Below are 22,657 nucleotides of genomic sequence, written 5' to 3' on the forward strand. Positions count from 1 at the left end.
CACTCCTCTGGTCCGGCGTGCCACCGGCGGGATTGCCGGCACCGGACACACCCTGCCATACCCACCCATCTATCGCTGGCCGTCACTCCGAAGTGGACCTCGTCCGCCTCGCTACGCCCAGACCTTGGTACGGGAGCGCCCCGGTAGCGGCCGTCTCGTACCGAGGTCTTCGGGACGGCCTCACCCGACTCGGGCAATCCGGTCGTCGGCCGGGAACGCCGTCGCCGTTGGGCTGAGGTACGTCCGCAGGGTGTGCGCGTCCGGGGCGGTGGCGGTCCAGAGGGTGGCCGGACCGCCGGCCAGCGGTAGCCGGGCGACCGGGCCCCGGACCGCCGGAGGCTCGGCCGGTGCGGTCGGGTCGACCACGAGCAGCGAGCCGGTGGCGGGAGCGTCGCCGAGCACCGCCGGGCCGGACCAGCCGGGTGCGTCCGGCCCGACCGCCAACGACTGTCGCAGCAACGGTCGACCGCCGAGGTCGACCCGGGTGACGACCTCGGCGTTGCCGGGTGCCTCCCGATACCGGCCGCAGATCAGTTCGTCCCGCCAGTGCAGGGTGCCGCCCTCGGCCACGTCCACCTGCGCGTCGGCCACGTGCGCACAGCCTGCCGCCGCGACGAGTTGCTCGGGCAGCCAGCGCAGCGTGGCGTCGGCGGCGACGGTCGCCCGGACCAGCATCCGGGAGACCGCGCCGGGGCGGCCGGGCAGGGCGATCGAGGCCGCCACGGTCCGGACGTCGACCACCGCGCCGGGAGCCACCTCGACGTCCAGCCGCAGGTCGTCGCCGGCGAGCGGACCGGCCGCACCGCCGACGACGTACACCGTGACGCCACCGCCCGACGCCGGCACCTGGCGCAGCAGCAGAGGGCTCTCCCCGCGCAGCTCCGCCAGCACGGTGCGGCCGTGCCGGTCGGCGCGGGCCACCAGCCGGGCGGCGGCCCGCATCAGGACCGCCCGGCGGGTACCGGGTGGCCGGTGTGCGCGGACGCGGCCCGATGGTGGGCCAGTTCGTGCCGGATCCACGCGGCGACCCGGGTGGCCAGGGGGTCCTCGGTGATGGACTGGAACACCGTGGGCAGGTCGCCCCGACGGGCCCGCGCGTCGCGGTCCATCACCGACAGGTCGGCACCGACCATCGGGGCCAGGTCGGTCTTGTTGATCACCAGCAGGTCGGCGGCGGTCACCCCGGGGCCGCCCTTACGCGGCACCTTGTCCCCGCCGGCCACGTCGACCACGAAGATCTGCCGGTCGACCAGCCCTCGGCTGAAGGTGGCGGTGAGGTTGTCCCCGCCGCTCTCCACGAGCACCAGGTCCAGCGGGCCGAGCGCCTCGGCCAACTCGTCTACCGCGTCCAGGTTGGCGCCGATGTCGTCGCGGATGGCGGTGTGCGGGCAGCAGCCGGTCTCCACGGCCCGGATCCGGTCCGGGTCGAGCACCCCGGCCCGCTTGAGGAAGTCGGCGTCCTCGGTGGTGTAGATGTCGTTGGTCACCACCGCCAGCCGCAACTCGTCGGCGAAGGCCCGGCACAGCGCGGCGACCAGCGCCGTCTTGCCGGAGCCGACCGGCCCGCCGATGCCGACCCGCAACGCCCGCGACGCGGCGGGCAGCGGGGCGTGCGGGTCGACACCGGGCTCCGGGTGGGTGTGGGGAACGGACTCGTCGTGATCGGTCTCAGGACGCAAAGAGACGCACCTCCCAGGTGGCGTGAACTTCGGCATGGATGTCGGCGAGCGGAGCGGCGGCGGCCGGCAACCGCTCCGGTGGTTCCTCGGCGGCCCGCGCCGCCCGCGCCGCGGTGGCATCGCAGGCGACCGCGAGCCGCACCAGCAGGGCCTGCACCCGATAGGGATCGAGGCCGAGCAGACGTACGGCGGCGCTTGCCGAACCGGTCACCGTCGCGTGCGCGGCGACCGTGGCGACCTGCGCCGGGTCCAGACCGGCGGCGGCACCGACCAGCCCCAGCACCAGCGGCTGGTGCGGGCCGGGCGGCACGGTGGGCAGATCGTCGAAGGTGTCGTCGGGCCAGATCTCGCGCCCGGCCCGCAGCAGTGCCCGGCCCTGTCGTCGGGACACCGCCCGCTGGGCCGGTGACACGGTCCGGGCGTCCAGTTCGGCGTCGAGCCGCACCAGCAGGTCCCGGCGTCCGGCCGACCGGGCGGCCCGACGGGACGCCGCCGCGAACGCCGCCGCGACCAGCCCGGCGGTGGCGAGCCGCCCGCGCAGGTACTCCCCCAGCGTGGCCAGGTCGGTCACCCGCCCGGCCGCGACGGCCGCCTCCAGACCCGACGAATGGGCGTGCGCCCCGGCCGGGAACCGCCCGTCGGCGAGCAGCAACAGCATGGTCGACGCGGTCATCAGAACAGGAAGTAGCGCTGGGCCATCGGCAACTCGGTCACCGGGTCGGGTTCGACCACCTCGCCGTCGATCCGCACGGTGAAGGTGTCCGGGTCCACCTCGATGCGCGGCAGCGCACCGTTCTCCGGCAGGTCGGTCTTGCCGCGCGACCGCACGTCGGCGACCGGCACCACCCGGCGACGCACGTCCAGGCGCAACCCGGCGTCGAGCGCGGCGGGTGCCACGAACGCCAGGCTGGTGGCGGCGGCTGCGACGCCGTACGCGCCGAACATGGGTCGGGGCAGCATCGGCTGCGGCGTCGGGATCGAGGCGTTCGCGTCCCCCATCTGGGCGTACGCGATGAAGCCGCCCTTGATCACCAGGTGCGGCCGGACGCCGAAGAACGCCGGCTCCCAGAGCACCAGATCGGCGAGCTTGCCCGACTCGACCGAGCCGATCTCGTGGTCGAGCCCGTTGGCCATGGCCGCGCAGATGGTGTACTTCGCCACGTACCGCCGGGCCCGGTGGTTGTCGGCGGCACCGTCACCGGCCAACGCCCCCACCCGCGCCTTCATCACGTGCGCGCTCTGCCAGGTCCGCAGCACGACCTCGCCGACCCGGCCCATCGCCTGCGAGTCCGAGCCGATGATGGAGATCGCGCCGAGGTCGTGCAGCAGGTCCTCGGCGGCCATCGTGGACGGTCGGATCCGGCTCTCCGCGAACGCCAGGTCCTCCGGCACCGCCGGGTTCAGATGGTGGCAGACCATCAGCATGTCGAGGTGCTCGGCCAGCGTGTTGCGGGTGTACGGGCGGGTCGGGTTGGTCGACGACGGCAGTACGTTCGGTTCCCCGGCGACGGTGATGATGTCCGGCGCGTGTCCGCCCCCGGCCCCCTCGGTGTGGTAGGAGTGGATCGCCCGACCGCCGATCGCCCGCAGGGTGTCCGCGACGAACCCGGCCTCGTTGAGGGTGTCGGTGTGAATGGAGACCTGCACGCCCGAGGCGTCCGCGACCCGCAGGCACGCGTCGATCGCCGCCGGGGTGGTGCCCCAGTCCTCGTGCAGCTTGAAACCGCCCGCACCGGCCCGCAACTGCTCCCAGAGCGCCTCGGTGGAGACCGTGTTGCCCTTTCCGAGCAGCAGGACGTTGACCGGGAACGCGTCCAGGGCCTCGTGCATCCGGGCCAGGTGCCAGGCGTTCGGTGTGACGGTGGTGGCGCGGGTGCCCTCGGCCGGTCCGGTGCCACCACCGACCAGGGTGGTGACCCCACCGGCCAGCGCCTCAGTGACGACCTGCGGGCAGATGAGGTGCACGTGGGTGTCGACCGCCCCGGCGGTGAGGATCCGACCGTTGCCGGCGATCACCTCGGTCGCCGGGCCGATCACCAGATCCGGATGGACACCGTCCATGGTGTCCGGGTTGCCCGCCCGACCCAGCGCCACGATCCGCCCGTCGCGGATCCCCACGTCGGCCTTGACCACGCCCCAGTGGTCGAGGACCACCGCGCCGGTGACGACGGTGTCCAGCGCGCCCTCGGCCCGGGTGGCCCGGGACTGGCCCATCGACTCGCGGATCACCTTGCCGCCGCCGAAGACCGCCTCGTCACCGCCGGCACAGTGGTCGTGCTCGACCTCGATCAGCAGGTTCGTGTCGGCCAACCGGATCCGGTCACCGGTGCTCGGCCCGTAGAGCGCGACGTAGCGCTCCCGCTCCACCATGCTCATGCCGTCCCTCCGCTCCGCTGCGCGCCGCCGTGAGACACCGCCGTCGGGGTCGGGTCCAGTGAGCCGGCGCACTCGCCGCGCAGGCCGGGGACGATCCGCGCGCCGCTCAGCGGCACCAGATCCACGGTGCGGCTCACGCCCGGTTCGAAACGCACGGACGTCCCGGCCGGTACGGCCAGACGCTGCCCCCAGGCGGCGGCCCGGTCGAAGTCCAGGGCCGGGTTGGCCTCGGCGAAGTGGTAGTGCGACCCGACCTGCACCGGCCGGTCGCCGGTGTTCACCACGAGCAGCGTGGTCACCGGACGACCGGCGTTGATCTCCACCGGCCCGGCGGCCGGCAGGATCTCCCCGGGGATCACGGGATCGGGTGGTGCACCGTCACCAGCTTGGTGCCGTCCGGGAACGTCGCCTCCACCTGCACCTCCCTCAGCAACTCGGGGATGCCGTCCTGCACGTCGTCCCGGGTCAGCACGGTGCGGCCGGAGGCCATCAGGTCGACCACGGACGCCCCGTCGCGCGCGCCTTCGAGGAGGAAGGCGGTGAGCACCGCGACGGCTTCCGGGTAGTTGAGACGCAGGCCGCGTTCGCGGCGGCGCCGGGCGACGTCCGCCGCCACGTGGACGAGCAGGCGGTCCTGCTCGTGCGGGGTGAGATACACGGGGTGCTCCCGGTGGGTGTCCGCGCCCCCGGACACCGTCGGCCCGGCGCCTCGACGCGCCGACCGCCGGTCGGGGTTCGCCCGCCGGTCCGACCGCCACGTGCGCGGGCCCCGGGGTTTCCACCTCCCCGGTCCGCGTGGCGGACCACCGGCGGTGTCGGGTCGGATGCGGACCGCACCGCCCACCGCTGAGCAGACCGTAAGGGATCACGCGGGCGGCGGGCAACACCCCGCGTGAGGGTCGTCATAACGGGTGGACGCTGCCCCGTCACCGGCTGCTAGCCTCGGCGACAGGTCAAGAGCGCCAGCGTCAAGCCCCGGCTCGCTGGCCGGCAACCCTCGTCCGCGCAGGGGTGCCCCGGGTGAGGACCAGGCATCGGAGCGACCTCCGGTGCAAGCGTGGCCTGGTGTCCCAGGTCATCACGACCTTGAGGAGAACCATGCCTTACCGCTGTCGACCGGTGGCCTGCCGGGATCTGACCCGGCGTCGGCACGTCGACATGATGCGGGTGTGCAGCGCCGCGTGTAGCTGACCTGCGTCGCTACCCGGCCGCCGACCTGCCCGGTCGGACGACCAGCCCCGTTCCGTTTTCCCACCCCTCACGGTCCGTCCCACGGCGGACCGTCGGCGTGGCACGTGCGTGCCCGCCGCCGTTCATCCAGGAGACACCTGTGCGCTTCCTTCCCGCCCTGACCCGGGCCGTCGCCGTCGGCGTCACCGCCGTGCTCGCCGCCACCGCCCTCACCGCGTGCGGCTCGGACGGCGAGACCGCCGACAACCCGTACAACCTGCTCCAGCCGGGGGTGCTGCGGGCCGGCACGCTCACCGACGCGCCGCCGAACGTCTATCTCAAGGACGGCCAGTTCACCGGGTTCGACAACGACCTGCTGGTCGCCGCCGCCGACAAGCTCGGCCTGCGGGTGGAGTTCGTCGGCACCGACTTCTCCGGCCTGCTGGCCCAGGTCAACAACCGTAAGTTCGACGTCGGCAGCTCCTCGATCACGATCACCGAGGCGCGGAAGAAGACGGTCGACTTCGGCAACGGCTACGACTTCGGGTACTTCGGGCTCGACGTGCCCGCCGGATCGACGCTGACCGGCTTCGACGAGCTGTCCGGCAAGCGGGTGGTGGTCGTGCAGGGCACCGTCCAGGACGACTACGCCACCGGGCGCGGCCTCGACCCGGTGCGGGTGCCGGACTACAACGGCGCGATCAACCAGCTCAAGGCCGGCACCGCGGACGCCTGGATCGCCCCGGCCGAGATCGGCGAGAAGACCGCCGCCGACAGCGGCGGCAAGATCAAGGTCGCGGCGAAGGAGCTCAGCCCGGCACCCACCGCATACGCGGTCGCCAAGGGCAACGACCCGCTGCGCGAGGCGCTCAACCGGGCCCTGGACGAGGTCATCGCCGACGGCACCTGGACCCGACTCCAGGAGCAGTACTACCCGGGGCGGCCGATCCCGGCCGACTTCACCCCGGGCAGCGGCGACGTGTCGGCACCGGCCGCCTCCTGAGGTAGGACGACGAGCGAGTAGGGCGGAGGTCGACCGTGGATCCGTTGCGCACCCTGTGGGAGACGTTCTTCGACTGGGAGTCGATGCGCGAGGCGCTGCCCGAGATGATCACCGTCGGGTTGCCGAACACGCTGATCCTGGCGGTCACCGCCGCCCTGCTCGGCTCGGCCATGGGCATCGTGCTGGCCGTCGCGGGCATCTCGCGTACCCGCTGGTTGCGGTGGCCCGCCCGGGTCTACACCGACGTGTTCCGTGGCCTGCCGGCGGCGGCGACGATCCTGCTGATCGGGGTCGGCCTGGCACCGTTGGGCATGCAGGTGTGGGGACCGAACCCGTACCCGCTGGGGATCCTGGCGCTGTCGCTGATCGCGGCGGCGTACATCGGGGAGATCTTCCGCTCCGGCATCCAGTCCGTGGAGGCGACCCAGGTGGAGGCCGCCCGCGCGCTCGGTTTCTCCTGGTGGGAGGCGATGCGGGTGGTGGTGATCCCGCAGGGTGTCCGGCGGGTCCTACCGGCCTGGGTGAACCAGCTCATCGCACTGATCAAGGACTCCAGCCTGGTCTACTTCCTCGGTCTGCTGGCCAGCCAGCGGGAGCTGTTCCGGATCGGGCAGGACTACGCGGCCAACACCGGCAACCAGTCGGCGTTGCTGCTGGCCGGGCTCTTCTATCTGACGCTGACCGTGCCGCTGACGCACGTCGTCAACTGGATCGACCGGCGGCTGCGGCACGGCCGCCCGGCGACCGGACCGGCCGGTGACGATCCCGACGACCTCGACCTGGCGCTGCCCGGCGCCGCCGGAGGCAACCAACGATGAGTACCTCGGTCAGCCTGAGCCTGCGCGACGTGCACCTGGCCTTCGGCCGTCACCAGGTGCTGCGCGGGGTGGACCTGGACGTCGCGCGCGGCGCGACCGCCTGCGTGATCGGCCCGTCCGGGTCCGGCAAGTCGACGCTGCTGCGGACCGTCAACCGGCTGCTCGAACCGGACCGGGGCGACGTGCTGCTGGACGGGCGCAGTGTGCTGCGCGACGACCCGGACGCCCTGCGGCAACGGGTCGGCATGGTGTTCCAGCAGTTCAACCTGTTCCCGCACATGAGCGTGCTGCGCAACATCACCGTCGCGTTGCGGCGCATCCGCAAGCTCGGCGAGGACGAGGCGGTGGCGGTGGCCCGTACCCACCTGGACCGGGTGGGGCTGGCCGCGAAGGCCGACGCCCGCCCGGCGCACCTGTCCGGCGGGCAGCAGCAGCGGGTGGCCATCGCCCGGGCGCTGGCCATGCAGCCGCAGGTGATGCTCTTCGACGAGGCCACCTCGGCGCTGGACCCGGAGCTGGTCAAGGGCGTGCTGGCGTTGATGGCGGACCTCTCCTCGCAGGGCATGACCATGGTGGTGGTGACCCACGAGATGGGTTTCGCGCGCGAGGTCGCCGACACCGTCGCGTTCATGGACGCCGGGGTGGTGCTGGAGGCCGGCGAGCCGACCGCGATCTTCGAGTCGGCCGAGCACCCGCGCCTGCGCCGGTTCCTTTCGCAGGTGCTGTAGCGCGGGGGCGGCGGCGGTGAAAGGAGGGGACCCCTGCTCTGCACGAGGCGTTAGCAGGGGTCCCCTCCTTTCACCTCAGGTCGGAGTATCGCGCCGCCGGAACGCGCCCAGTCCGACGGCCAGCAGCACGGCCGCCACGGCGGTGAGCACCACCAGGGGCAGCACCCTGAAATCGGCGGCGGGCACCGACGGCACGTGGGTGAAGGGCGACAGGTTCAGCGCCGCCTGCGGCAACTCCAGCACCGCGCCCAACTGCCCGAGCAGCAGGAAGGCGATCAGCACCGCCCAGCTCGACGCCACCGACCAGCGGGGTACCGCACCGAACAGGGCGGTCACCACCCCGACGAGCACCAGCAGTGCGGGCAGCCGCAGCAGCGCCGCCCCGCCCAGCTCGACCGTCCAGCCGATCGGGTCACCGGCCGCCAGGCCGTACCCGAGCCCGGTGGTGAGACCGGCCAGCAGCACCAGCAGCACCGCGCCGAGCACGGCGGCACCCACCTGGATCCCGAGCCACCGGGTCCGGCTCACCGCCGTGGCCAGCAGCGCCTCCAGGATGCCGTCGGATTCGTCGTTGCGCGTCCGCAGCAGGGCCTGCACGGCGTACGCGCCGATGGTCAACGCGTACAGGCCGAGGATCGCCGCCAGGTACGCGTCGACGAGTTCCGCCCCGCCGCCGAGCTGGGCGATCGCCTCGGCCGCTGCCGGGTTCTCGGCGATCATCGCGTCGACCTCGTGACCGGCCACCCCCATGGAGAGGCCGAGCACCACCACCGCCACCGCCCAGCCGGCCAGTGCACCCCGCTGCAACCGCCAGGTCAGGCCGACCGGCCCGAGCAGCCCCGCGCCCGCTCGGGCCGGTCCACGCCGCGCGGCGAGCAGCCCCGCACCCACGTCCCGACGTTCGGCCAGCAGGTAGGCGAGTGCGACCCCGGCGACCAGCAGCGCCACCGGCAGGGCGAGGATCCACGGTCGTTCGGCACCGAAGGCGCGTACCTGGGTGCCCCAGCCCAGCGGCGAGAGCCAGGTCGGCCAGGCGCTGTCCAGCCGGGTGCCGTCGGCGCTGCGCTCGCCGAGCACGTCACCGGCGGCACGCAGCAGGAACGCGACGCCCACGGTGGCCGCGGCGAGCGCGTTCGCGCTCCGGGAACTCACCGAGACCTGCGCGGTGACGGCCGCGACGCCGGTGAAGGCGACCCCGACCCCGCCGATCGCCGCGGCGGCGGTCACCGAACCGGCGACCGGCAGTCCGGCGCCGACGAAGGCCAGGGCGAGCAGCGCGGCGGAGGCCAGGTTCGCGGCGACCACCACCAGCAGGGCGGCGGTGAGCAGGGCGTACCGGCCGACGACGGTGGCGCCGAGCAGTTCGGCACGCCCGGTCTCCTCGTTCTGCCGGGTGTGCCGGATCACCGCGAACGTGCTCAGCAGCGCGGCGAGCAGGGTGAGGGTGAGGTACGTCTCGGCGACCACCACCGCACCGAGGTCGGTGCTCGCGATCGGACCGTTGAAGGCGCGGGCGACCACACTGGACAGGGCGGTCTCGGCGTACCCGAGGCGGGTCTGCTCGTCGGGGTAGAGCCCGGCGACGCTCTCGGCCAGGCCGTAGCCGATCAGCGGGGTGCCGAGGACCCAGACGGCCAGGCGGGTCCGGTCGCGCCGCAGCGCGAGGCGGGCGAGTCGCCCGGTGCCGGTGAAGGCGCTCATCGGGCACCTCCGGCGGTGGTCTGCCGCGCGGCGTCGCCGGTCTGCCCCGAGGCGTCGGTGGTCCGCCCTGCGGCGTCGCCGGTCTGCCGCCCGGCGTCGGCGCTGTCGCCGTAGTGCCGCAGGAACAGCTCCTCCAGCGTGGGCGGCGTGCTGGTCAGGGCGCGGACCTCGAACCGGACCAGGTGGCCGAGGAGGGTGTCCAGGTGCGCCGGTTCGACCTCCAGCTTGACCCGGCCGTCGACCGGCCGGACCTCGTGCACGCCGGGCAGCTCCGCCAGCCCGGTCAGCGGCCGTGCGGTCTCGACGGTCACCGTGGTACGCGCCAGGTGGCGCAACTCGGCGAGGCTGCCGGACTCCACGGTACGTCCGTCCCGGATGATGCTGACCCGGTCGCAGAGCACCTCCACCTCGGCGAGCACGTGGCTGGAGAGCAGCACGCTCGCCCCCGCCCCGGTGAGCGTGCGCACCTCCTCCTGGAACACCGCCTCCATCAGCGGATCCAGTCCGGACGTGGGTTCGTCCAGGACGTACAGCTCCACGGCGGACGCGAAGGCCGCGACGATGGCGACCTTCTGCCGGTTGCCCTTGGAATAGGTGCGGCACTTCTTCGTCGGGTCCAACTCGAAGCGTCGTACCAGCTCGTCGCGGCGGCGTCGGTCCAGACCGCCACGCAACGCGCCGAAGAGGTCGATCGCCTCGCCGCCGGTCAGGTTGGGCCAGAGGTTGACGTCACCGGGTACGTACGCCAACCGCCGGTGCAGCGCGACCGCGTCCCGCCACGGGTCGCCGTCGAGGACCCGTACCTGCCCGGAGTCACGGCGCAGCAGGCCGAGCACGATCCGGATGGTGGTGGACTTGCCCGCGCCGTTGGGCCCCAGGAAGCCGTGCACCTCCCCCGGTTCCACCGTCAGGTCGAGCCCGTCGAGGGCACGTACACCGCCGAAGGTCTTGACGAGGTTCTCGATCGAGATCACGGACATGGGTGCCTCCTGTCGCTCGGTGTGTCGACCACCCCACTGTACTGACCGTCGGTAAGTGGTTTCGCGCAGGTCTCCGTCCGACGGTCAGGACGGGCTAGGCTCTACGCCATGAGCTGGGAGGAAGTCGACGACACGCGCAGCCGGATCCTGCGTACGGCCCTGCACATGTTCATCGAGCAGGGCTACCAACGCACCTCGCTACGCCAGATCGCCGAACGCCTGCGACTGACCAAGGCGGCGATCCTCTATCACTTCCCCAGCAAGGCACACCTGCTCGGTGATCTCGCCGGGCCGTTCGTACGGGACCTGGAGTCCCTGCTCGACCGGGCCGAGGCGCTACCGGCGCAGCAGGCCCGATGGACGCTGCTGGAGGGCTGGGTGGACGTCATGCTGGCCCACCGGCACTCGCTGGGCATGCTCTACCACGACCTGGCGCTGGTCGGCCAGGGCACCGACTACCAGAGCCTGATGCAGATCGCCATGCGGGCCAACGAGATCGTGGCCGGGCCCAACCCCGGCGTGCGGGAACGCGTCCGGGCGGTACAGGCGCTCGCGATGTGCGGCGACCCGGTGCTCTTCCTCGCCGAGGTGCCAGCAGAGGCACTGCGCGAGGACATGCTCGACGGCGTCCGCCGCCTGCTGGCAGACCCCCCGCCAGCCGCGTCGCAGACCGCGCCGACGGCCACCCCGCCGACCGTCACCGACCCCGCCGAGGCCACCCCCACCGCCGGAGCCACCCCCACCGCCGGAGCCGCCACCAGCACTCCGGACACCAACGCCCCGGCAACCGTCGACCCGGCCACCGTCGACCCGCGCTCACGCGCTGGCCGACGACGCCCGGGGCGTCCGCGTTCGATGAGCCCGGACCAGGTGTCGGCAGCCCGCCGGATGCACCTGGCGGGCACCCACTCGGCCGACGAGATCGCCGCCGAGTTCGGGGTGTCCCGAGCCACCGTCTACCGCCATCTCGAATCCAACAACGATACTGAGACAGTTTCGAGCTAATTTCAAGACATCCCCAACCCCCACCCACCCCGCTGTCCGCCCACCCCACCCCCGCACCCCAACCGCCGCGTTGATCAAGGAGTTTGGGCACGGTTCACGTGCCCAGGACGACCAAAACTTCTTGATCAACCACGACGGGAGGGGGTGGTGGGTGGTGGGGTGGGGCGGCGGGGGTGGGGTGGGCGGGTCAGCGGAGTAGGTTGAGGTTGGTGTAGGTGCGGGTGTGGGCTGGGAAATCCTCGTTGGTGTACGGCGCGTGGATCCAGGTACGCAGCGAGTTCGCCGCGGTGTCGATCTCCACCAGCCGTACCGGGTTGGTCCGGGGCGAGTGGAACGTCTGCAGGAACGAGTGGATCCGGTTGCCGTGCAGCCCGGTGTCCACCCGGGACGCGGCGGTGCCGGTGTGCCCGGAGAAGACGAACCGGATGTTGGCGTACCGCCGGATCAGGTTGTCGAAGACGTACTGCGGGCTCGTCGACCCGAAGGCGGCACTCTGGCCGATGGTGGCGTCGCTCTCCAGGAAGTGGTGGGTCACGACGATCACGTTGTGCCGGGGGTGTGCCTCGACGACCTGCTGCGCCCAGGCGACTGCCGCCCGTCGGGGCCACAGTTCCAGCGTCAGCACCAGCCACTGCACCCCACCGGCGTGGTAGGTGGCGAAGACGTTGTCCACTTTGCCGGGCTCGAACCGCCCCCCGGCCACCCCGAAGCGGTCGACGGTGAAGTACTGGTTGAAGGTCGTGGTGTCGCGCAGCAACGGCCCGGCCGGGCTGCGCAGCACGCCGTCGGGACCGAAGACCTGGGTGTCGTGGTTGCCGACCGCCAGGGTGTACGGCAGACCGGCCGCCTCCAGCGGGCGCAGGGCGGCGCTGGCGCGGGCGTACTGCACGTGGTCGGGGGTGTCGTAGTTGACCACGTCACCGGAGTGGGTGACGAAGCGCAGGTCCAGGGCGCTGCGCTGGGCCACCAGCCAGTCGATGCGCTGCCGCAGCCGGGTGTCGCCCGCGGTCAGCACCTCCTCCTGGGTGTCCGGCACCACCGCGAAGCCGAACGTGGTGTCGACCGGCCCGGCCTCCTGCGTCCGGGCGTACGCCACGTGCACGTTGCGGTCGCAGGTGGTGGTGTAGCGGTCGTTGACCAGCTCGATGCGGACGGAGTGCCGCCCGTACGCCAGCGGTGCGCCGACGAGGTAGCTGCCGTACTCGGTGGCGCTGGTGACGGTCACCTCGCCGACCGGCTGGCCGCCCACGCTGACCCGGGCGACCGGCCAGCCGTCGCACTCGTCCCCGATCGCACCGATCACGAGTTGGCCGGAGCCCTGGAGCACGGTGGTGGCGTGACTGCTGTTGCGCCACAGCGTGGCGTGCGTGCCGGACGGGGGCACGGGCGTGCCGGTCGCCGGGTTGATCGACCCGTTGACCACCGTGAACGGTGACGGTTCCGCCGCGTTCGCCGTGCCCGCGAGCACGCCGGCCGACAACACGACCACGATCGCCACGATGGCCCGCGTGATCCGCATTTTTGCCCCTCCCTGTCCCACACCGGCACCTGCCGGACATCGGGATGCTAAGGCAGACTGAGCGGACATCCCGGTATCGCGACAGCAACACGCAGTGATGTCGCGTCCACGAAACGTCACCGAAACGCGGTCCGCCGCCGCCGTCCGGTCAGTCCACGTCGACCCAGTCCAGGGTGCGGCGTACCGCCTTCTGCCAACCGGCGTAGCCGGTCGCGCGCTGCTGCGGTGACCAGGTCGGGTCCCAGCGGCGGCTCTCGTTCCAGTTCGCCCGCAGTTCGTCGGCGTCCCGCCAGAAGCCGACCGCCAATCCGGCGGCGTACGCGGCACCGAGGGCGGTGGTCTCGGCGACCACCGGCCGACTCACCGGCACCCCGAGGATGTCCGCCTGCAACTGCATGCACAGGTCGTTGACGGTGACCCCGCCGTCGACCTTGAGGCATTCCAGGGCCACGCCCGAGTCCGTGGCCATCGCCTCGGCCACGTCGCGGCTCTGGTAGCAGATGGCCTCCAGGGTGGCCCGTGCGATGTGGGCGTCGGTGTTGTAGCGGGACAGGCCGACGATGGCACCGCGCGCGTCGGACCGCCAGTACGGGGCGAACAGGCCGGAGAAGGCGGGTACGAAGTACACCCCGCCGGCGTCGGAGACCTGGCGGGCCAGGTCCTCGCTCTGCGCCGCGCTGTTGATGATCTTGAGCTGGTCACGCAGCCACTGCACGGCCGATCCGGTGACCGCGATCGACCCCTCCAGCGCATAGACCGGGTCCGCTCCGGCGAACTGGTAGCACACGGTGGTGAGCAGGCCCGCCTCCGACCGGACCAGCTCCGTGCCGGTGTTGAGCAGCATGAAGTTGCCCGTGCCGTAGGTGTTCTTCGCCTCGCCGGGCGCGAAGCAGACCTGCCCGACGGTGGCCGCCTGCTGGTCGCCCAGGTCGCCGGTGATCCGGACCGGCCCGCCGAAGGGACCGTCGGGCCGGGTGCTGCCGTAGGCGTCCGGGTCGGACGAGGGACGGATGGCCGGCAGCATGGCCCGGGGGATGCCGAAGAACGACAGCAGTTCGTCGTCCCAGTCCAGCGTCTCCAGGTTCATCAGCATGGTCCGGCTGGCGTTGGTGACGTCGGTGACGTGCACCCCGCCGTCCGGGCCGCCGGTCAGGTGCCAGAGCAGCCAGGTGTCGGTGGTGCCGAACACCGCCTCGCCGCGTTCGGCGGCGGCCCGCACCCCGTCGACGTTCTCCAGGATCCACTGGATCTTGCCGGCGGAGAAGTAGGTCGCCGGGGGCAGGCCCGCCCGGCGGCGGATCACGTCGCCCCGGCCGTCGCGGTCCAGCGCGGCGGCGATCCGGTCGGTGCGGGTGTCCTGCCAGACGATGGCGTTGTAGTACGGCTGACCGGTGCGCGGGTTCCACACCACCGTCGTCTCCCGCTGGTTGGTGACGCCCAGCGCCGCGAGGTCGGCGGCGGCGATGCCGTGCGTGTTCAGGGCGGTACGCACGACGGTACGGGTCCGCTCCCAGATCTCCAGCGGATTGTGCTCCACCCACCCGGCGCGCGGCAGGATCTGCTGGTGTTCGAGCTGGTGACGGCCGATCTCGGTACCGCCGTGGTCGAAGATCATGAAGCGGGTGCTGGTGGTGCCCTGGTCCACGGCACCGACGAAGTCAGCCATGCGGGGGTCTCCTGCTCGTCGTGGTCGTCGGGCCGATCCTTCCCGATGCCGACCCCGCTGTCCGCAGCAGCACGACGCCGACCCGCACGGCCGGTGCCTCCGCCGAGCTGCCGACCGGCGGTCGCGGTACGGTCTGGTTCCGTCCCGTCGCCCACCGCGCCACCACCACCGGCGGCGCCGACCGGGACAGGGAGCACGCCGATGCGGTACGACCTTCGCGACCGGACGATCCTGATCACCGGCGCGGCCCGGGGCATCGGCGCCGAGCTGGCCCGGGGCGCCGCTGCCCGGGGCGCCCGCGTCGCGCTGGTCGGCCTGGAGCCGGCGCTGCTGCGGCAGCTCGCCGCCGAGCTGGACGGCCACTGGTACGAGGCGGACGTGACCGACCAGTCCGCGCTGGACGACGCGGTCACCTCCACCGTCGAGCGGTACGGCGGTATCGACGTGGTGGTGGCCAACGCCGGCATCGCGAACCTGGGTACGGTCGCGCTGGGGCCGGTCGACGCGCTCGCGCGCACCATCGAGGTCAACCTCACCGGCGTGGTGCGAACCGTCAGCGCGGCCCTGCCGCAGGTGCTCGCCGCCCGGGGGCACGTGCTGATCGTCTCCTCGGCGGCGGCCTTCGGCGCGATGCCCGGGATGGCCGCGTACTGCGCGTCGAAGGCGGGCGCGGAGCAGTTCGGCAACGTGCTGCGCCTGGAGAACCGGCGGCACGGCCTGACCGTGGGCACCGCTCATCCGATCTGGATCGACACCGACCTGGTCCGGGACCTGCGTGACGACCTGGCCTCGTTCCGGCAGGCCCAGCGCCGGCTGCCGTGGCCGCTGAACACCGTGGTCGGCGTCGAACGGTGCGCCGAGGAGCTGCTACGCGGCATCGAGCGTCGCCGCCGCAAGATCTACATTCCGCGCTCGATCGGCCTGGTCCAGGCGTTGCGGCCGATCGCGCAGAGTCGCTTGGCCGACGCGGTGATCAGCCGCTTCGGGGGTACGACCATGGTCGCGCAGATGGAGGACGAGGTGCGTCTGCTCGGGCGCTCCTTCGGGCGTACCTCGGTGGGGGGTGGTGGCTCGTGACGCTGCGTTTCCGGCGGGCCGGGGCCGGGGATCCGCTGCTGCTGGTGCACGGCATCGGGCACCGGCACCAGGCGTGGGACCCGGTGTTCGACCGGCTCGCCGCGCATCACGACGTGATCGCCATCGACCTGCCCGGCTTCGGCGAATCCCCGGTGCCGCCGACCGGAATGCCCACCGACATGGCGGCCATCGTCGCGACGATCCGGCCGGTACTCGCCGAATGGGGGTGGGACCGGCCGCACGTCGCCGGGTACAGCCTGGGCGGGGCGATCGGCCTGGAGTTGGCCGCCTCCGGGCTGGCCGCCTCGGTCACCGCGCTCTCCCCCGCCGGGTTCTTCACCGACGCCGAGCGTCGCCGCGCACTGCGGGCCCTGAGCTGGATGCGGGCCACCAGTCACCTGCCCACCCCACTGATCCGGGCCGCGCTGCGCTCGCCGGGGCTGCGCGCGTGGTGCTTCGGCCCGCTGGTGGCCCGTCCGGCGGCGCTGGACGCCGAGCGGGCCCTGGCCGACGCCCTCGCCCTGCGCCGGTGTGCCGGTTTCGGCACCGTCGCCCGGGCCGCCCGGGGCTACCGGGTCGACTGTGCCGCGCTGGGCGGGTGCGCGACACCGGTCACCATCGGCTGGGGTGACCGAGATCGCATCTTCGGTGTCCACCAGGCCGAGCGGGCCCGCGCCGACCTGCCGGGCGCCCGTGTGCAGACCCTGTCCGGCTGTGGGCACGTGCCGATGAGCGACGATCCCGAGGCGGTCGCCACGCTGATCCTGGAGACCACCGGCGCGCTGCCCCGCCCCGCCGACCGCGCGGACGCGGCGGGCTGAGCCGAGGTCGGTGCTGACGGAACTCGTTGCCCTCCGGGTCGGTCAGCACGGTCCAGCGCGGCAGCGTACGCCGCACGGTCGCCCCGGCGGCCACCACCGAGGCGATCTCCCCGTCCTCGGCGGTCAGGTCCAGTCGGATCCGGCCGACCGGCGGCAGGTCCCCGGCGGGGGCGATCCCGATGTTCGGCCCGGTCCCGGTCGCATCGCTCAGCAGCACCGACTCGGTGGGGCCGAGAGTGCGTGCGGCGAGCTGCGGCATTCGATCATGCCAATCGGGGCCCGAGCAGCGCCCCCACCGCGATGCTTGCTGTCCGGCAAGGGTCGCAGATGCCGAGGGACGACGTAATCTGCCTGCATGAGCAACCTCGCCCAACCGGACGCCGGCGGCACCGGCGGCCCGATGTCGGGGGTCGGCGAGGAGATCTGCCTACTGTCCGAGTCTTTCACCGCACAGACGGTGACGCCGTTGCGGCACCTGCTCGCCGCGCGGATCGCCGCCGCGGGCCTCACCGGCGACCTGGCCGAGGATCTCGTCCTGGCCGTGCACGAGCTGGTCACCAATGCCGTGCTGCACGGCGGGGGGCAGGGACGTCTCGACCTGATCCAGCGTGCCCACCTGCTGGTCTGCGAGGTCTCCGACCACGGTGACCAGCCCGACGCCGACCTGACGGTGCACCTGCCGCCGAGCACCACCGCCGGTGGGCGCGGCCTCTGGCTGGCCCACCAGCTCACCGGTGCGCTGACCCTCACCCGCCGACCCGACGGCATGACCGCCACCGTCACCGCCAGCCTGATCGACCAGCCGACCGTACTGCCGGGGCTACCCCCGAGCGGTCCGCCCGCCGGCCCACGTGGCGGCGACGAGGGGCTGCCGCGCCGATAGGCGCTCGACGCGGCAGCCGGCACCCGAGTCAGCCGTTGTGCTTCTGCTGACAGGGCACGCAGAACCGGGCGTGCGGCAGGATCTCCAGGCGCTCCCGAGGGATCGTGGTGCCGCACTTCTCGCAGCTCCCGTAGCTGCCGCTGGCGAGACGGCGCAGCGCCCCGGTGATCTGCTCCAGGCTCTGTCGGGTGGCGGCGATCAGCGCGCCGTTGGTGAGCGCCTCCGCCGGGTCGCCGGTGTCGGCCGTCAGCTCGGTCAGCCGGGCCGTCTGCGCCTCGAACTCGTGCGTCAACGTCGCCTGGAGTTCGGTGCGCCACTGCTGGTCGTACGTGTCGGTGCTCATGCCGTCACTCCGCGCCGCTGCGTGCCGCCATGAGACCTCACCGCACTGCACCGGATGATTCGCTCGCTCTGCTGGCTCATGCCGCTGTTCCCTCCTCGGAAAATAGAAAAGGGCCGAAGCTGTCCGCTTCGCCCCTGGCCGTCGTGTGTGTGCGACGGGATGCCGGGGGGCTCCGACCGGCGGGACGCGGCTGACCGTGACCGGCCCGCGCGGACACCCACGCCGGCCGGGTCGCGGCGCACCGCCCCAGCGCAGCCGCCAGCGGCACCGCCGTGGCGACGGCGGCGCGGAACAGCGGAGCGGCGGGATGCATCGGACCACCATAGGCGCGGCAGCACAGGAAACCAATGGCAAATCCGGACGGTCCCGGTAGCAGACCCACCCGTATACGTACTTAAGCCGCTAAGGTGACAGATACCGCAGCTTGACCGGCACATCCGCCGCGCCGTGTGGGGCGGTCGCGGTCCGCTGCCGCCGGTCCGCAGGAGGTGGTGGGGATGTCCGAGGCGGTGCGCCACTTCTTCGACGGTCTGGCCCGCGACGGCGGCCGGATGCTGCGCCAGGTCTCCGGCACGGTCCGCTTCGACCTGCGCTACCCCGACCATGTCGAGCACTGGCTGGTCCGCATCGACCACGGGCGGGTGACGGTCGTCCGGGGCGACGCGGCCCCCGCGGACACGGTGATCGGTGCCGACGAGGCGCTGTTCCTGCGGATGGCACACGGCGAGGTCAAGCCACTGCCCGCCTGGCTGCGCAACGACTTCACCGCGGACGGCGAGTTCCGTTTCGTGATCATGTTGGAGCGGATCTTCGCCCCGCCACCGGGCGCCCGCCACCCTCGTGAGGTGGCCGGTGGCGGCAGCCCGGCCCGGGAGCGGAACTGACGTGCAGAAGCTGGTCCGCATCCTCGACGGCAACGTCTTCGCGCTCAGCGAGGACAACGGCGACATGGCGTTCAGCCTCAGCAACCCCAGCGGCTTCTTCGCCTTCGACACCCGGTTCCTGTCCACCTGGCAGCTCAGCCTCGACGGGGAGCAGTTGCACCCGTTGGCCGTGCACGACCCCAACTACTACGAGATCAGGTTCTTCCTGGTGCCCGGCCATCCGACCCACTACGTGGACGCCAAGGTGTCGGTCATCCGGGACCGGTGGATCTCGGGCTGCGGGTTCGTCGAGCAGTTGACCGTGCTCAACCACACCGGCGAGGCGGTCGACCACGTCCTGCGCGTCGAGGTGGACAGCGACTTCGCCCCGATCTACAACGTGGTGTGGCCGCGCGCCTCGACGGTGCGCGGCTACCGCGAGGTGTCCGACGACCGCCTGCGGCTGGGCTACCGGCGGGAGAATTTCCATCGGCTCACCGACGTCTCCTCCAGCGAACCCGCCGAGGTCGACGAGCGCGGGCTGACGTTCCGGATCCAGGTCGCCCGGCAGGGCAAGTGGAGCACACGACTCCAGGTGACCGGCCTGGTCCCCAGTCCGAACGGCGAGGACATCCGGACCCGGCTCGGCCACCACGGGCACCTCAAGGGGGCGCGACTGCGTCACGACCTCAGCGAGTGGCTGGCCGACGCGCCCCAGCTCACCTGCGACTGGGAACCGATGACCACCACCTACCGGCGCGGGCTGGTGGACCTGGCGGGTCTGCGCTACACGCCGCTGGCCGCACCGAACGAGTCCATGCCGGCCGCCGGACTGCCCTGGTCGGCGACGCTCATCGGGCGCGACAGCATCTTCACCTGCTTCCAGACGCTGCCGTTCGTGCCCCGCCTGGCCACCACCACGCTGCGTCTGTTCGCGCTCAACCAGGGCACGGTGCTCGACGACTTCCGGGACGAGGAGCCGGGCAAGATCCTCAACGAGTTCCGGTACGGCGAGATGGCGGCCTTCGAGGAACGCCCGCAGTCGCCCTACTTCGGTGGAGCCGACGTCACGCCGCTGTTCGTCGTCCTGCTCGACGAATACGAACGCTGGACCGGGGACGGTGCGCTGGTCCGGGAGTTGGAGGACGCCGCACGGGCCGCGTTGCGGTGGATCGACGAGTACGGCGACGTACGCGGCGACGGGTACATCTGGTACCAGCCGCGCAACGAACACAGCGGGGCGAAGAACCACTGCTGGAAGGACTCCCCGGAGGCGATCTGCTATCGCGACGGCCGGCTGCCGGGACTGCCCCGTGCCACCTGCGAGTTGCAGGGCTACGCGTACGACGCGAAACGGCGCGGCGCCCGGCTGGCCCGCGAGTTCTGGGGCGACCCGGCGTACGCCGACCGCCTGGACCAGCAGGCGGCGCAGCTCAAGCAGCGGTTCAACCGGGACTTCTGGATCGACGACGGCGGGTACTTCGCGTTGGCGCTGGGCCCCGACGGCGACCGGGTGGACGCGCTGGCGTCGAACATGGGGCACCTGCTGTGGAGCGGCATCGCCGACGACGACAAGGCCGCCTCGGTCGCCGACCACCTGCTCGGTCCCCGGCTGTTCTCCGGCTGGGGCGTCCGGACGCTCGCCACCGGACAGGTCAGCTACAACCCACTCGGCTACCACGTCGGCACGGTCTGGCCGTTCGACAATTCGTTGATCGCGATGGGGCTGCGCCGGTACGGCTTCCTCGCCGAGGCGGGCGTCATCGCGGAGAGCATCATCGACGCGGCGCAGCACTTCGCCGGGCGGGTGCCGGAGTCGTTCGCCGGCTACGACCGGGAGCTGACCCGCTTCCCGGTGCCGTACCCGGCGGCGAACAGCCCGCAGGCCTCCGCCACCGGCGCGATCTTCCTGCTGCTGCGGACCCTGCTCGGCCTGGAGCCGTACGGCGAGCACCTGGTGGTGCATCCGGCGATACCGCAGCGGTTCGGCCGGATCGAACTGCTCGACATCCCGGGCCGCTGGGGACACAAGGACGCGATCGGCAACGCCCGGGCGGACACTGCCTGACCGCACACCGCGCCACCGCCGGGCTGACCGTCGGCGCCGCGTCCCGATCGTCGGGGTAACGTGCAGCGACATGACCGGCCTGCCGTACTCGCACTGCTCGTCCTGCGGTGCCGCCTACCCGGCGGACGCCGGGTGGCCCCGGATCTGCGCGGCCTGCGGCCAGACGGTCTGGCGCAACCCGCTGCCGGTGGCCGTGGCGCTGCTGCCGGTCCGCACCGTCACCGGTCTCGGCGTGGTCGTCGTCCGGCGGGACATCGAACCGGCACGCGGGCTGCTCGCGCTGCCGGGCGGCTTCGTCGAGTACGGCGAGGAGTGGCGCGACGCGCTGGTCCGCGAGTTGTGGGAGGAGACGGGGCTGGTCGCCGACTCCGCCACCGCGGAGCTGCTCGCGGTGCACGGTGCACCGGCCGGCGGCACCATGATGATCTTCGGAGAGTTGCCGGTACGCGCCGCCGAGGACCTGCCGCCGTCGGCCCCGACAGCGGAGGCCACCGAGTGGCTGGTGCTGACCGAGCCCACTGAACTGGCGTTCTCCACCCACACCCGGATGCTGGCCGACTTCTTCGCCCGCCGGTCCGGCTGACCGGCGGGTACGCGTGCCGGATCATCCGCCCGGCACCGGCTGACGACGTTCGGGTCAGCCCCGACCCGACGGCACCGGCGGGGTGGCGAACGGGATGCCGGCGGGCTGCGACACCACCGGTGCGCCCGCCGGGTGGTGCCACAGCCCGCGCGCCCGCAGGATCGGCAGCACCCCCTCACCGAACCAGTACGCCTCCTCCACGTGCGGATGCCCGGAGAGCACGAACTCGTCCAGGCCGAGCGCGTGGTACTCGGCGATCCGGTCGGCGACCTCGGTGTGGCTGCCCACCAGGGCGGTGCCCGCGCCACCACGGACCAGACCGACCCCGGCCCACAGGTTGGGGCTGATCTCCAGGCCGTCCCGGGACCCACCGTGCAGGTCGAGCATCCGTCGCTGCCCCTCGGACTCGCTGCGGCGCAGCCCCTCCTGCGCGGCGGCGATGTCGGCGTCGGCGATACCGTCGAGCAGTCGTCGGGCCTGCGCCCACGCCTCGTCGGCGGTGTCGCGCGAGATGACGTGCAGCCGGATGCCGAACCGCACGGTCCGGCCGGCCTCGGCGGCCAGTTTGCGGATCCAGTCGAGCTTGGCGGCGACCTGCGTCGGCGGCTCGCCCCAGGTCAGGTAGACGTCGCTGTGCCGGGCGGCGACCGGACCGGCCGCCGCCGACGAGCCGCCGAAGTAGACCGGCGGGGCCGGGTCGGGCAGCCGGGCCAGGCGGGCCTGCTCGACGCGGACGTGGGTGCCGCTGTGGTCGACCGTCTCACCGCGCCACAGCGCCCGCACCACGTGCAGGAACTCGTCGGTACGCGCATACCGGGCGTCCTTGTCCAGGAAGTCCCCGTACGCCCGCTGTTCGTGTGCCTCGCCGCCGGTGACCACGTTGACCAGCAGCCGTCCCTCGGAGAGCCGCTGGAAGGTGGCGCCCATCTGCGCGGCGAGGGTCGGCGAGAGCAGACCGGGTCGGAAGGCGACCAGGAACTTCAGCCGCTCGGTGACCTCGGTGAGCATGGCGGTGGTCAGCCAGGCGTCCTCGCACCAGGCCCCGGTCGGGGTGAGCGCGCCGACGAAGCCGAGCTGCTCCGCCGTGCGGGCGATCTGGCCGAGGTAGCCGATGGTGGGCGGGCGGGCGCCGCCGGCCCTTCCCGCCGACATGCCGTGCCCGCCGCCGACGATGTCCCGGCTGTCGCCGTACGTGGGCAGGAACCAGTGGAACGTCAACGACATGACTCGATCCTCCGGGCGCGCAGGGGTGGGTCCGGCCGACCACTCCTGAGAGATGGGACGACCACGCGGACAGACTATCGATAAAACCTATCGGCTTAGTAGGCTGCTGCCGTCCCGGACTTCTGTCGATGTCCGACGATCCCCTCATCC

Annotated in this window: 22 protein-coding genes, 1 pseudogene and 1 riboswitch; of the genes and pseudogenes, 10 read left to right on the forward strand and 13 right to left on the reverse strand. The window is 72.5% G+C overall.

Annotated features, from left to right (window positions below):
• Positions 1–180: 180 nt before the first annotated feature.
• From ACIBMZ_RS14030 to ACIBMZ_RS14055, 6 genes are read right to left on the reverse strand one after another with little or no spacing between them, the layout of a single operon-like run.
• Positions 181–942, reverse strand: coding sequence for an urease accessory protein UreD (locus ACIBMZ_RS14030; protein ID WP_396693589.1), 762 nt, complete (start codon positions 940–942; stop codon positions 181–183).
• Positions 942–1,679, reverse strand: coding sequence for an urease accessory protein UreG (gene ureG, locus ACIBMZ_RS14035; RefSeq protein WP_396693591.1), 738 nt, complete (start codon positions 1,677–1,679; stop codon positions 942–944). The genes ACIBMZ_RS14030 and ureG overlap by 1 nt, the downstream gene beginning before the upstream one ends.
• Positions 1,669–2,352: an urease accessory protein UreF gene (locus tag ACIBMZ_RS14040; RefSeq protein WP_396693593.1), complete on the reverse strand. Its 684-nt coding sequence runs from the start codon at positions 2,350–2,352 to the stop codon at positions 1,669–1,671. Before ACIBMZ_RS14040 ends, ureG begins: the two co-directional genes overlap by 11 nt.
• Positions 2,352–4,055: an urease subunit alpha gene (locus ACIBMZ_RS14045; RefSeq protein WP_396693595.1), complete on the reverse strand. Its 1,704-nt coding sequence runs from the start codon at positions 4,053–4,055 to the stop codon at positions 2,352–2,354. The genes ACIBMZ_RS14040 and ACIBMZ_RS14045 overlap by 1 nt, the downstream gene beginning before the upstream one ends.
• Complete coding sequence (locus ACIBMZ_RS14050; RefSeq protein ID WP_396693597.1) at positions 4,052–4,414, reverse strand: urease subunit beta; 363 nt, start codon at positions 4,412–4,414, stop codon at positions 4,052–4,054. The genes ACIBMZ_RS14045 and ACIBMZ_RS14050 overlap by 4 nt, the downstream gene beginning before the upstream one ends.
• Positions 4,411–4,713 (reverse strand): urease subunit gamma, encoded by a 303-nt coding sequence (locus tag ACIBMZ_RS14055; RefSeq protein WP_396693598.1) that lies wholly within the window; start codon positions 4,711–4,713, stop codon positions 4,411–4,413. The genes ACIBMZ_RS14050 and ACIBMZ_RS14055 overlap by 4 nt, the downstream gene beginning before the upstream one ends.
• 293 nt (positions 4,714–5,006) lie before the next feature.
• Positions 5,007–5,119, forward strand: a riboswitch (SAM riboswitch).
• Between the two features lie 266 nt (positions 5,120–5,385).
• Between ACIBMZ_RS14055 and ACIBMZ_RS14060 the strand changes: the two genes are divergently transcribed.
• Genes ACIBMZ_RS14060 through ACIBMZ_RS14070 form a run of 3 tightly spaced genes read left to right on the forward strand, consistent with a single transcriptional unit; the run spans position 5,386 to position 7,774 of the window.
• Positions 5,386–6,228 (forward strand): ABC transporter substrate-binding protein, encoded by an 843-nt coding sequence (locus ACIBMZ_RS14060; protein ID WP_396693600.1) that lies wholly within the window; start codon positions 5,386–5,388, stop codon positions 6,226–6,228.
• Positions 6,229–6,263: 35 nt separating this feature from the next.
• Positions 6,264–7,046: an amino acid ABC transporter permease gene (locus tag ACIBMZ_RS14065; protein WP_396693602.1), complete on the forward strand. Its 783-nt coding sequence runs from the start codon at positions 6,264–6,266 to the stop codon at positions 7,044–7,046.
• A complete protein-coding gene (locus ACIBMZ_RS14070) occupies positions 7,043–7,774 on the forward strand; it encodes an amino acid ABC transporter ATP-binding protein (RefSeq protein ID WP_396693604.1) in 732 nt (243 codons plus the stop codon). Before ACIBMZ_RS14065 ends, ACIBMZ_RS14070 begins: the two co-directional genes overlap by 4 nt.
• A gap of 75 nt (positions 7,775–7,849) precedes the next feature.
• On the opposite strand, the gene ACIBMZ_RS14075 is transcribed toward ACIBMZ_RS14070, so the two are convergent.
• On the reverse strand, positions 7,850–9,475 hold the full coding sequence (locus ACIBMZ_RS14075; protein ID WP_396693606.1) for an ABC transporter permease: 1,626 nt from the start codon (positions 9,473–9,475) through the stop codon (positions 7,850–7,852).
• On the reverse strand, positions 9,472–10,455 hold the full coding sequence (locus tag ACIBMZ_RS14080) for an ATP-binding cassette domain-containing protein (RefSeq protein ID WP_396693608.1): 984 nt from the start codon (positions 10,453–10,455) through the stop codon (positions 9,472–9,474). Before ACIBMZ_RS14080 ends, ACIBMZ_RS14075 begins: the two co-directional genes overlap by 4 nt.
• A gap of 108 nt (positions 10,456–10,563) precedes the next feature.
• Here ACIBMZ_RS14080 and ACIBMZ_RS14085 point away from each other — a divergent pair, with 108 nt between their 5' ends.
• Positions 10,564–11,460, forward strand: coding sequence for a TetR family transcriptional regulator (locus ACIBMZ_RS14085; RefSeq protein WP_396693610.1), 897 nt, complete (start codon positions 10,564–10,566; stop codon positions 11,458–11,460).
• Positions 11,461–11,647: 187 nt separating this feature from the next.
• On the opposite strand, the gene ACIBMZ_RS14090 is transcribed toward ACIBMZ_RS14085, so the two are convergent.
• Together ACIBMZ_RS14090 and glpK are read right to left on the reverse strand one after the other, a co-directional pair.
• Positions 11,648–12,979: a carbohydrate-binding domain-containing protein gene (locus tag ACIBMZ_RS14090; protein WP_396693611.1), complete on the reverse strand. Its 1,332-nt coding sequence runs from the start codon at positions 12,977–12,979 to the stop codon at positions 11,648–11,650.
• A gap of 148 nt (positions 12,980–13,127) precedes the next feature.
• Positions 13,128–14,645, reverse strand: coding sequence for a glycerol kinase GlpK (gene glpK / locus ACIBMZ_RS14095; protein WP_396693613.1), 1,518 nt, complete (start codon positions 14,643–14,645; stop codon positions 13,128–13,130).
• 201 nt (positions 14,646–14,846) lie between these two features.
• Here glpK and ACIBMZ_RS14100 point away from each other — a divergent pair, with 201 nt between their 5' ends.
• Together ACIBMZ_RS14100 and ACIBMZ_RS14105 are read left to right on the forward strand one after the other, a co-directional pair.
• Positions 14,847–15,722, forward strand: a complete 876-nt coding sequence (locus tag ACIBMZ_RS14100; protein WP_396693615.1) for an SDR family oxidoreductase — start codon at positions 14,847–14,849, stop codon at positions 15,720–15,722.
• Positions 15,719–16,543: an alpha/beta fold hydrolase gene (locus ACIBMZ_RS14105; protein WP_396693617.1), complete on the forward strand. Its 825-nt coding sequence runs from the start codon at positions 15,719–15,721 to the stop codon at positions 16,541–16,543. The genes ACIBMZ_RS14100 and ACIBMZ_RS14105 overlap by 4 nt, the downstream gene beginning before the upstream one ends.
• Positions 16,544–16,571: 28 nt before the next feature.
• Here ACIBMZ_RS14105 and ACIBMZ_RS14110 read toward each other — a convergent pair.
• A pseudogene (locus tag ACIBMZ_RS14110) lies at positions 16,572–16,802 on the reverse strand (VOC family protein); the annotation flags it as partial.
• Between the two features lie 96 nt (positions 16,803–16,898).
• Here ACIBMZ_RS14110 and ACIBMZ_RS14115 point away from each other — a divergent pair.
• Complete coding sequence (locus tag ACIBMZ_RS14115; RefSeq protein WP_396693619.1) at positions 16,899–17,426, forward strand: ATP-binding protein; 528 nt, start codon at positions 16,899–16,901, stop codon at positions 17,424–17,426.
• 28 nt (positions 17,427–17,454) lie between these two features.
• Here the strand turns inward: ACIBMZ_RS14115 and ACIBMZ_RS14120 are convergent, their stop codons facing one another.
• Positions 17,455–17,769, reverse strand: a complete 315-nt coding sequence (locus ACIBMZ_RS14120) for a TraR/DksA family transcriptional regulator (RefSeq protein WP_396693621.1) — start codon at positions 17,767–17,769, stop codon at positions 17,455–17,457.
• 497 nt (positions 17,770–18,266) lie between these two features.
• On the opposite strand from ACIBMZ_RS14120, the gene ACIBMZ_RS14125 reads away from it, so the two are divergent.
• The 3 genes from ACIBMZ_RS14125 (at position 18,267) to ACIBMZ_RS14135 (ending at position 21,283) form a co-directional block, all read left to right on the forward strand.
• Positions 18,267–18,653 carry an SCP2 sterol-binding domain-containing protein gene (locus tag ACIBMZ_RS14125; RefSeq protein ID WP_396693623.1) on the forward strand — a complete coding sequence of 129 codons (387 nt, stop codon included), beginning with the start codon at positions 18,267–18,269 and terminating at the stop codon, positions 18,651–18,653.
• A gap of 1 nt (position 18,654) precedes the next feature.
• Entirely contained in the window at positions 18,655–20,700 is a 2,046-nt protein-coding gene (locus ACIBMZ_RS14130) for a glycogen debranching N-terminal domain-containing protein (protein ID WP_396693625.1), read from the forward strand.
• A gap of 70 nt (positions 20,701–20,770) precedes the next feature.
• Positions 20,771–21,283: an NUDIX domain-containing protein gene (locus ACIBMZ_RS14135; RefSeq protein WP_396693627.1), complete on the forward strand. Its 513-nt coding sequence runs from the start codon at positions 20,771–20,773 to the stop codon at positions 21,281–21,283.
• Between the two features lie 54 nt (positions 21,284–21,337).
• Here ACIBMZ_RS14135 and ACIBMZ_RS14140 read toward each other — a convergent pair whose 3' ends face one another.
• A complete protein-coding gene (locus ACIBMZ_RS14140) occupies positions 21,338–22,507 on the reverse strand; it encodes an LLM class flavin-dependent oxidoreductase (protein ID WP_396693628.1) in 1,170 nt (389 codons plus the stop codon).
• Between the last annotated feature and the right edge of the window lie 150 nt (positions 22,508–22,657).

The sequence above is a fragment of the Micromonospora sp. NPDC049900 genome, from assembly GCF_044461025.1.
Lineage (GTDB): Bacteria > Actinomycetota > Actinomycetes > Mycobacteriales > Micromonosporaceae > Micromonospora.